Source organism: Aquimarina agarilytica ZC1 (assembly GCF_000255455.1).
In the GTDB taxonomy this organism is placed as follows: domain Bacteria; phylum Bacteroidota; class Bacteroidia; order Flavobacteriales; family Flavobacteriaceae; genus Aquimarina; species Aquimarina agarilytica.
Genome location: NZ_JH621304.1, coordinates 1 through 10,808 on the forward strand (window position 1 = coordinate 1; position 10,808 = coordinate 10,808).

Annotated in this window: 7 protein-coding genes and 1 pseudogene; all 8 read left to right on the forward strand. The window is 34.1% G+C overall.

Translation table 11 applies throughout. The features are described 5' to 3' along the window. Positions 1–469 precede the first annotated feature (469 nt). The 8 genes and pseudogenes from KQA_RS0217650 to atzF all read left to right on the forward strand — a co-directional run bounded on the left by KQA_RS0217650 (position 470) and on the right by atzF (position 10,754). On the forward strand, positions 470–1,573 hold the full coding sequence (locus KQA_RS0217650; protein ID WP_010182935.1) for an outer membrane beta-barrel protein: 1,104 nt from the start codon (positions 470–472) through the stop codon (positions 1,571–1,573). Between the two features lie 36 nt (positions 1,574–1,609). Beyond that, complete coding sequence (locus tag KQA_RS0217655) at positions 1,610–2,575, forward strand: ABC transporter substrate-binding protein (RefSeq protein WP_010182937.1); 966 nt, start codon at positions 1,610–1,612, stop codon at positions 2,573–2,575. A gap of 13 nt (positions 2,576–2,588) precedes the next feature. Beyond that, a complete protein-coding gene (locus KQA_RS0217660; protein ID WP_010182938.1) occupies positions 2,589–3,554 on the forward strand; it encodes an ABC transporter permease in 966 nt (321 codons plus the stop codon). Positions 3,555–3,564: 10 nt separating this feature from the next. Beyond that, the gene (locus tag KQA_RS0217665; RefSeq protein WP_010182940.1) at positions 3,565–4,449 is read left to right on the forward strand and encodes an ABC transporter ATP-binding protein; all 885 of its coding nucleotides are present in this window, start codon (positions 3,565–3,567) and stop codon (positions 4,447–4,449) included. A 51-nt stretch (positions 4,450–4,500) separates the two neighbouring features. Then, positions 4,501–5,222 (forward strand): annotated as a pseudogene (locus KQA_RS20845) (urea amidolyase associated protein UAAP1). Position 5,223: 1 nt separating this feature from the next. Continuing rightward, positions 5,224–5,847 (forward strand): urea amidolyase associated protein UAAP2, encoded by a 624-nt coding sequence (locus tag KQA_RS0217675; protein ID WP_010182944.1) that lies wholly within the window; start codon positions 5,224–5,226, stop codon positions 5,845–5,847. A 13-nt stretch (positions 5,848–5,860) separates the two neighbouring features. Beyond that, on the forward strand, positions 5,861–9,433 hold the full coding sequence (gene uca, locus KQA_RS0217680) for an urea carboxylase (protein ID WP_010182945.1): 3,573 nt from the start codon (positions 5,861–5,863) through the stop codon (positions 9,431–9,433). Positions 9,434–9,455: 22 nt separating this feature from the next. Continuing rightward, positions 9,456–10,754: an allophanate hydrolase gene (gene atzF, locus KQA_RS0217685; RefSeq protein ID WP_010182947.1), complete on the forward strand. Its 1,299-nt coding sequence runs from the start codon at positions 9,456–9,458 to the stop codon at positions 10,752–10,754. The last annotated feature ends 54 nt before the right edge of the window (positions 10,755–10,808 follow it).

Below are 10,808 nucleotides of genomic sequence, written 5' to 3' on the forward strand. Positions count from 1 at the left end.
AGTAGATGATTTTGGCATCCTTAAATATACGAAATATTTATATTAAAAGCGTATTATATCCTTGTTATCCTATTCTTATTTGTTATAGCACTTCTACTTTCACAGCAATTATGGAACTGAATGATCATAAAACTATTTTACTACTTATAAATTCATTTTAGCTTACAATTGATGTTAAAGGATTGTCTAAAATTTCAAATAAAATGTTAAACGTTAAGGAAATGTGAAGTTAAAAGAGATGTGATTTGTAAAAATGTCACTAAACCCTAGTGAAAATAGGGGAATCAATAATATTAAGTAAAGAATAATTTGAAATTAATAATAGTAAAGGATTTGTTAAAAACCCCTGAAAACAGGGTGTTTTTATGATTGGGAAGTTTATAGGTTTGAAGTCCTTATTGTGGAAATGGTAAGGAATAACATTTAAAAAAAACAATAATATTTTTTTGTTAAAATCAAATCATTTTTTATGAAAAACCAATTTTTAGTATCTCTATTTTGTTTAACAAGTACTCTTGGCTTTGCACAAGAGCAAGAAGAAAAAAGCGAAAAAAAGGCCAAAACAACTTTTACTGGTAGTGTAGATGCATTTTATTCTGCAAATTTTAATGATGTGGAACAAACATTAACCTATCCTCCTTATGAGAATAATGCATTTTCTTTAGGTTGGGTAAGTGTAGGTGTAAAGCATGAAGCTGAAAAGTATGGTTTTCAAGCAAATTTGGCTTTCGGACCTAAAAATGATAATTTTTATGGAACACGTTTTTATGCCGGGGAAGGCGAATCTGCAGGATCAGCATTCAATTATGTAAGAGATGCTTTTGCTTATGTGAATGCAACAGACAAATTAAAGATTTCTGGAGGTGTTTTCCAAGCATTTTATGGGTATGAATTTGATGATGTGCATTTGAATCAAAATTATTCTCATGGTTATGTATATGGGGCTTCTACCGCAGGTGTAATGGGAGCAAAAATTGACTATGCATTTGCCGATAAATGGAATGTAATGCTTGGTGTGTTTAATAATATTTACCAAAGAGAGGAGAATAGCGATGATAATAATAAGGCATTAGCTGTAAATTTATCATATACAGATGATCCTCTTTGGGTTGCTGCCACTTATCTTAATAGTACAGAACCAGATGGTACTAAATATAATATTTTTGATTTAGTGGGAGGTTTTACACTGTCAGACACATTTACATTGGGTTATAGTTTTCAACATTTAAGTATTAGTGAAGGTTTTTTAGGTAATGATGTAGATGCTAATGTTTCAATTGCTGCATTATATCCATTAATTACATTTAATGATAAATTTTCTGTGGGACTAAGAGGGGAAATTCTTTTAGATGAGCAGTCATTTTATACAGGACCATTTAATGAAGATCTTTTTTACAATAAAAACACTTTATATAATGTCACTGCTTCTTTTAATTATCATGTAAGCGAAAATTTAAAAATCACTCCTGAAATAAGATTAGACGGGGCTTCAAAAGCATCTTTTACTAAAGATAATGGAACGTTAACTACAAATGATAGTTTTGGATTAGTGGCTTTAACGTACTTATTCTAAAAAAACTACTTAAAATTTATATTAAAATAATTGACTATGAAAAAAATAGTTGTCTTATTGACATTTATTGGCTTGGCCTTTAGTTGTCAAAAACAAAAAGAACCTTTAAAAATTGGTTATAGCGATTGGCCAGGGTGGATAGCATGGGATATTGCTATTTCGAAAGGCTGGTTTAAAGAAGCCGGTGTTGATGTTGATTTTTCTTGGTTTGAGTATGTGCCATCAATGGATGCATTTGCATCGGGGAATATTGATGCGGTTAATATGACCAATGGAGATGCATTGGTAACTGGGGCAACAGGTGCTTCAAATGTAATGATATTAGTATCTGACTATAGTAACGGAAATGATATGATAGTTGCTGCTCCAGGGATTGAAACTATGTCCGATTTAAAAGGAAAAAAGGTAGGTTTAGAAGTAGGTTTTGTGGAACATTTATTATTAAACAAAGGTTTAGAAAGTGTTGGTTTATCTGAGTCAGATGTGGAGCTTGTTAATGTAGCTACACACCAAACAGCTCAAACATTAGCTTCTGGCGAAGTAGATGCGATTGCAGCATGGCAACCAAACTCTGGCGAAGCTTTAAAAGAAGTTTCAGGTTCAAAACCAATTTACACTAGTGCTAATGTTCCAGGTTTAATTTACGATTGTTTAGCAGTATCTCCTGCGAGCCTTTCGGAAAGAAGAGATGACTGGGCAAAAGTGGTAAAAGTATGGTATAGAGTTGTAGACTTTTTAGCTGACCCGGCAAATAAAGCTGAAGCCTTAGAAATTATGTCTAGTAGAGCGGGAGTAACACCAAAAGAGTATGCTTATTTTATGAAAGGGGTTAAATTCTTAAACATTAATGAAGCAAAGCGTGTTTTTTCAAAAGGAGATGGCTTACAATCTATTTACGGATCTTCAAAATTAGTGGATAAATTTAATGTGTCTAATAAAGTATATGATAAGGCACAAAACATTGATTCTTATATAGATCCTTCTATTACTCTTGAGCAATAAAATAGAAAAATTAATGAAAGTATTTGAAAAATTATTTCCCATAAGGAAACTTCTAGATAAAAAAACAAGAAGCACGTTATTCATTCTTTCATTTACACTTCCAATTTTACTCTGGTGTGCTGTAAGTTACCTTCCATTTTTATGGCATCCTATGGTTAGTATTACTAATACTGGTGATGTGAGCTATTTTAAAAAAGAAATGCTCGTAAAAAGAAAGGTATTTGAGGCAGAAAATAAGCGAATGCAAACCAAAGGTTTGCAGCAGGCACAAGGATATAGAAGTAATCCTATTTACTTACCCCAACCACATGCAGTGGTGGTTAGTTTAGTAAAATCATTTACTACCCCTCCTCGAAGGAGGGGTAATCCTTGGTTACATGAAAGTCTTTTACATAGTATAAAAATTATTCTTTTAGGTTTTTTAATTTCATCAATAATCGGAGTTCCCCTAGGAATTTTATGTGGGACTTATAGTTTTTTTAATAGTCTAACAGCGCCATTTATTGAATATTTTAGATACTTACCAGCTCCAGTTTTTGGAGCATTAGCAGTCGCTATTTTAGGTATTAATGATGGACCAAAAATTGCCATAATAGTTATAGGAACTTTTTTTCAGCAAGTATTAGTAATTGCCAATACAACTTCAAAATTAAATAGCAGTCTAATTGAAGCTGCTCAAACTTTAGGGGCCTCAAATTTAACGATACTAAAAACTATAATTATTCCAGGTACTTTGCCAGATATTTACAAAGATATGCGTATTCTATTAGGTTGGGCATGGACGTATTTGGTGGTTGCAGAAGTGATAGGTACTAGCACAGGGATTACCTGGTTTATTAATCAACAAGCAAAATATAGAAATTTTGAGCAAGTATATGCAGCTATTATAATTATTGGAGTTATTGGATTGTTATCGGATCAACTATTAGCATATATAGGTAGAAAAATTTTTAAAGAACAAGCTATTCAGGAAATTTAAATTACACGAGATGAGTTTAATTACATTGCCTAATTATAAAGAACAAAGTCCTGATGTTAAAGAGCGTTTTGATCGATTAAAGAAGAGAAGCGTTAAAATGACTGTAAACGAGCTTTACAAAACCTTTGATACAAAAAAAGGCCCTATTTTAAAAAATGTGTCTTTTTCAACTTACAAAAGGGAATTTACCTCTGTAATTGGCCCTTCGGGTTGTGGTAAATCAACACTTATTCGTTTAGTAGCAGGTCTTGAAAGTATAGATTCGGGTAGTATAAATGTGAGTGGGACAGAAGTGAAAAAACCCGGAATCGAGAGAGGAATGGTTTTTCAAGAATATACGCTGTTTCCATGGCTTACTGTTACAGAAAATGTGATGTATGGTTTGTTAAGGCAAAATAGGTCAAAAGCAGAAGCCAAAAAAGAAGCGCTTAAATGGATAAATTTGGTAGGCTTGGATAACTATCAAGATGCTTATCCATCGCAACTTTCGGGAGGGATGAAACAGCGCGTAGCTATTGCACGTTCACTTGCAACTCAACCAGAAATGTTACTTATGGATGAACCATTTGGGGCTTTAGACGCTCAAACCAGAGCTAGAATGCAAGCTTATTTATTACAGATTTGGCGAAACATTGATATCTCTATTATGTTTGTGACTCATGATTTGGATGAAGCTGTGTATTTATCAGATCGAATTATTGTATTAAAAGGAAATCCTGGGGAAATAGCAGAAATTATTGAAGTACCCATTTCTAGACCAAGAAGCCCTGAACAATTTTTAACTCCAGAGTTTTTAGCAACCAAAAAAAGATTAGAAGCACTTATTCATCGTAATAAAGAGGAAGAAGCAGTTCCTGTAATTCCGACTACTGATCTTGTAAATGAAATTATGTAAAACGAAGCTATTTTACAAAGAGTAAACTATTTTGAATAAAAAAAACTGACCATGAAACAATTTAATAACGAATTGGTCTTGTTAGAAAAAACAATTCCAGGAGGATGGAACTTTAGTTACATTCTAAAAAAAGGGACCAGCCTTCGTTTAACAGATATTGAGGGAGGCATAAATGTTTCAACATTATTGTTTAATCAAAAAAACTATGGCGAACGCTATAATATGGCCGATACATTAAAGGCGCAATTCACATCGTATCTTACAAAGGGACATGCACTTTATTCCGATATGGGGCGTATTTTAGTATCCATAATAAATGATACTTGTGGTTGGCATGATACTGTAGTACTAAGGAAAGCAATAAAAAAAAATACGGAGAAAAGAATTATCAAGAGCATAGAAACGCTTATTATCGGGATAGTTTTACATCCTTACTTACTGAAGTTTCTAAATATGGAATGTCATTAAAGGATATGCATTCTCTTGTCAATTTTTTTACGAGAATAGATGTAAATCAAAATGGAGAAATCACCTATGGAAAAGTATCCAAAGCAGGATCATATGTGGACCTACAAGCAGAAATGGATACTTTAATTGTATTAAATACCTGTCCACATCCATTAAATCCAAGTAATAAATACCAACCTAAGCCTTTAAAAATATCCGTATGGGAAGCAGGTATTGCGCCAGCAGATAATCCTGCATTTCACTTGCGTGATGAAAATAAAAGAGGTTTTACTAATACCATTAACTACACTAAAAGCCTGTATTAAAATGAGTTTAGATAGTAAAGATGCCATATATAAAAAAGTAGTTTTAGCAGGAGATTATTGGTCCCATGAGGTTAAAAAAGGGCAATATTTTAGGATAGTTGATTGCGAAGGAAATCAAGCCGCAGATACAATGTTTTATGCCCTTGATAACCTCCGGGAAAGGTATAGTGCTCAAGACACTATTAATCATCAAAAAAATGTATACCTAACTAAGGGAAGTGAAATTATTTCCAATAGAGGAAATGTGCTACTGACTATAACCGATGATACCTGTGGTCGGCATGATACTTTAGGAGGCGCTTGTTCTGCCGAAAGTAATTCTGTACGTTATGATTTAGATAAGATACATATGCATAATTGTAGGGATTCTTTTATGGCCGCACTACGTGAATATGATATTGAACTGGGCAAAAAAGATTTAAATAGTAATATTAATTTTTTTATGAATGTGCCTATATCTCCAGATGGGAAATCAACTTTTTCAGATGGAGTTTCGGCAGCCGGGAAGTATGTTGAACTTAAAGCTAACGTGGATGTGCTTTGTATAATAAGTAACTGCCCACAGTTGAATAATCCATGTAATGCTTATAATCCTACACCAATAGAGGTGTTAATTTGGGACTGATACACGTATACTAATGATTGAAAAAGTACTAATTGCTAACCGTGGTGAAATTGCTGTTAGAATTATAAAGACCCTAAAAAAAATGGGTAAAGTAGCTGTGGCCATATATAATGAGGCAGATAGTAATGCCACTCATATGTTAGAAGCAGATGAGGCATTCTATATTGGTAAGGGTAGTGTTGCTGAAACTTACCTAAACACCGCACTTATACTTACTATAATAAAGGAGCATCATATAAATGCAGTACATCCAGGTTATGGTTTATTGAGCGAGAATGCTTCTTTTGCGAAGTTATTAGAAGATAATGATATTGTGTTTTTAGGCCCAACACCTAAACAAATTGAAACATTTGGATTAAAACACAAGGCTAGAGAGGTGGCTATTCATAGTAAATTACCTGTATTAAGTGGTACCGCTTTGCTAAGCTCCTTTGAAGAAGCTGAAAAGGCAGCCGACCAAATAGGTTATCCTATTATTATTAAAAGCACAGGAGGCGGAGGAGGTATTGGCATGCAAATATGTCATACCAAGGAAACATTAAAAGCGGCTTATGAAACGACTATTAGTTTAGCTGAAAAAAACTTTTCTAACGCAGGTGTTTTTTTAGAAAAGTTTTTAAACAAAGCAAGGCATGTAGAGGTTCAAATTTTTGGTGATGGAAAAGGCGGGGGGGTAGTTTTAGGTGATAGAGATTGTTCCATCCAAAGACGTTCTCAAAAAATAATAGAAGAAACCCCCGCGCCTAATATTCCAGAAACAATAAGACAAGATTTATATGTAGGCGCTAAAAATTTAATGAAGCATATCGCATATCGTAGTGCTGGTACCATTGAATTTTTATATGATGAAGCTGATCAATCTTTTTATTTTTTAGAAGTTAACACGCGTTTACAAGTAGAACATACAGTAACAGAAGAAGTATTTAAAATGGATATAGTTGAAGCTATGATCCAACTTCAAGAAGGTACATTTAGATTTCCCGATAAACTAGTTCCTACAGGAGCTTCCATGCAATTTAGATTGTACTCGGAAGATCCTTTTAAAAATTATTTACCAGCAACTGGTGTCGTAACAAAATTAAACTTTCCTGAAAATGCTAGAATAGATACTTGGGTAAGAGAAGGCATTGAAATTTCACCTTATTTTGATCCATTACTGGCCAAAATAATTGTTACTGCCGAAAATAGAGCACAATGTGTTCAAAAGGCGATCGAGGTACTTTCCCATACCAAAATTGAAGGTGTTGAAACAAACCTAGAATTTTTGTTGAGTATTGCTAAAAGTGAAGCTTTTGCTGAAGCTAACCTATCCACACAATTTTTAAAAACTCATGACTATACCAGTCATGCTATAGACATACTTTCACCTGGGACATTTACTACAGTTCAAGATTTTCCAGGTAGAACAGGCTATTGGATGGTAGGTATTCCTCCTTCGGGACCCATGGACAGCAGAGCATTTCGATTGGGGAATCAATTGTTAGGAAATCCAAAGGATGCAGCAGGTATTGAAATTACGCTACAAGGACCAAAAATTAAATTCAGAAGAAAAACAGATTTTGTAATAACTGGTGCAACTATTGAAGCGAAGTTAAATGATACTTTATTGACTAATTATACTTTATATACGGCACAAAAAGGGGAAGTTTTAGCACTTGGTAATATACAAGATGCGGGACAAAGAGCTTACCTTTTATTCGGAGGAGGTATAAAAGGTTCCGATTATCTCGGAAGTAAATCAACATTTACTTTAGGAGTAATGGGAGGCCATGCAGGACGTACACTTAGAACAGGTGATGTGCTTCATATAAATGAGATTGATTATTTACCAAAGCAAAAACAAATAAGCGTTCCAGAGGTTTCTCCAGAAATAAGCATAGATGTATTGTATGGGCCTCATGGAGCGCCTGATTTTTTTGAAGCATCTTATATCGAAGAATTTTTAGAAGCCACATGGGGGGTACATTTCAATTCATCCCGTACGGGTGTTCGTTTATTAGGTCCTTCACCTAAATGGACCAGAACGGATGGGGGAGATGCTGGCTTGCACCCATCAAACATCCATGACAATGCATATGCTATAGGAGCTATTGATTTTACAGGAGATACCCCAATACTTTTAGGGCCAGATGGCCCTAGTTTAGGAGGTTTTGTATGCCCTTTTACCATAATAAAAGCTGATCTATGGAAAATGGGACAGCTTTCGACAAATTCAAAAATCAAATTTAATTTGGTTACTTATGAGCAAGCTGTTGAAAAGGAAAAGGCAGAAGAGCTGTTTCTTGAAACGCTTGTAGATGAAGTGCCTCAATATTTAGCTTCTCCTGTAAAAGAAGTCACTCCCATATTAGCACAATATCATTTTAAAACGCATGAGGTATGTATACGTCAATCTGGATATAATAATATATTAATTGAGTTAGGTAAACTTGAATTGGATTTAGAATTACGTTTAGTAATTCATAAACTATTCCAAGCTCTAGAAGTTGAAGGTAATGAGGGTGTTATAGATGTAACGCCTGGTGTTAGATCATTACAAATTCATTTTGAACCATTAGTAATAAATAGAAATAAATTACTCGTTAAAATTTATAATATACTATCTGAATTAGAAAGTATAGAAGATATTATGGTTCCTTCTAGAGTGGTTTACCTTCCTTTAAGTTGGAATGATCCACAAGCAAAACTGGCCATGGAAAAATACCATACCACCGTTAGGACAGATGCTCCGTGGTCTCCAGATAATATTGAATTCATTCGAAGGATTAATGGCTTTGAATCGATAGAGAAAGTACAAAATTTAATTTTTGAAGCTTCCTACTTAGTCATGGGATTGGGCGATGTATATTTAGGCGCTCCTATTGCTACACCCATTGATCCCAGACATCGATTAGTTACTACAAAATACAATCCAGCAAGGACTTGGACACCCGATAATGCTGTAGGTATTGGAGGAGCTTATTTGTGTATTTATGGTATGGAAGGACCAGGAGGCTATCAATTATTTGGGAGAACCTTGCAAATGTGGAATACCTATCCTGAAGGGAAGTATTTTACAGCGAAAGAACCATTTTTGTTACGCTTTTTTGATCAAATAAAATTCTATCCAGTATCTGCTGAAGAATTAGTACAGATTCGACGCGATTTTCCACAAGGAAGGTATCCTTTAAAAATTGAAGAAACCACTTTTAGTCTTGAGGAATACAAAAACTTTTTAGCGGAAAATAAGCAGTCGATTACTGTTTTTAAGGAGAAACAGAAAGCAGCATTTAATACAGAAAAAGAAGAATGGATTAGAACAGGTAAACTTAATTTTAATCAAGAAGATCGAGTTTCTGAAGAAAATGTTAGCATTCAAATAGCAAAAGGGTCAGAAGGAGTTGCGGCTCCAATTGCTGCAGTTGTATGGAAAGTAGAAGTAAAGAGAGGTGATAAAATTGTTATAGGACAACCCCTTGTGGTACTTGAAAGTATGAAAATGGAATCGACCATTTGTAGTGATCAGCAAGGTATTGTGGATGATATATTTATTAAAATAGGAAATGAAATTGCAGCCGGAGATATTATGCTTTCTATAAAGGTTTAACCATTCAAATTAATTATCTAAAGTGATTATACAAGAAATACAAAGCTTATTACTAAACAACTTCGATACTTATAAAAGTAGACTAATTGCCAATCAAAAACAGCTCATCAAAAACGTTGATGAGGAACATATTTTTATAAGCCTTTTGGATGAGAAAAGTTTGATAGAAAAAATTGATCAAATAGCGAGCAAATCTATAGATGACTATCCATTATTAGGTGTTCCTTTTGCGGTAAAGGATAATATTGATGTAGTAGGATTTGCTACAACTGCAGGTTGTAAAGCTTATGAGTACATTCCAAAAGTATCCGCATTTTCGGTACAACAACTGGAAAAAGCAGGGGCTATTTGTATTGGTAAAACTAATATGGATCAGTTTGCTACAGGCTTAGTGGGGACGCGTTCTCCATATGGTATAGCTAAAAATTATTTTAATGAAGACTACATACCAGGAGGATCTAGTTCGGGGTCGGCTAGTGTGGTAGCTGCCGGTTATGTTACTTTTTCGTTAGGAACAGATACAGCAGGTTCGGGACGCGTTCCTGCTGCGTTTCAAAATATTATTGGGTTTAAATCCAGTAAAGGAATAGTCTCTTGCTCGGGTGTTGTTCCTGCTTGTAAGTCGTTAGATTGTGTTTCTATTTTTGCTAACAGATTAAAAGATGTAGAACATATTTTATCAATTGTAAGTGTGTACGATGCCAATGACCCATATAGTAGGAATAATAATCAATTCGATTTAAAAAAAGAGATTAAAATCGCTATTCCATTGAAAGCTAATTTGAAGTTTTTTGGGAATGAAGCGTATGAGAAAGCTTATGCTAATTTTATTACTTCGCTTTCCGATAAAAATTATAGCCTTGAGCAAATTGATTTTACACCCATGTTTGAGGCCGCTAAACTATTATATGAGGGACCGTGGTTATCGGAAAGGTACCATGCGGTAGGTGAATTCATGGAGCAGCATGCTACTGAGGTGAACACAACTGTATTAAAAGTTGTTTCCGATGGGAAAAATAATTTGGCAACTTCTTATTTTGATGCGGAATATAAATTGAAAGCTTTAAAAAAGCAGTTTGATTATTATACCGAATCTTATGATGCTTTTGTTATGCCCACGGTAGGAACTATATATACCAAAGAAGAAATAAAAGAAAATCCTATAGGTTTAAATACTAATTTGGGGTACTACACAAATTTTATGAACTTGTTGGATTGTACTGCGGTAGCACTTCCGGTATCCATAACCGAAAATAAATTACCTTTTGGAATTACATTATTTGCGCCTGCATTAAACGATAAAAATTTACTATCAACCTGAGTTCGATTATTAGAACAGATAAATTTGGTTAGTATTTTGGGTTTCAAATTTAAT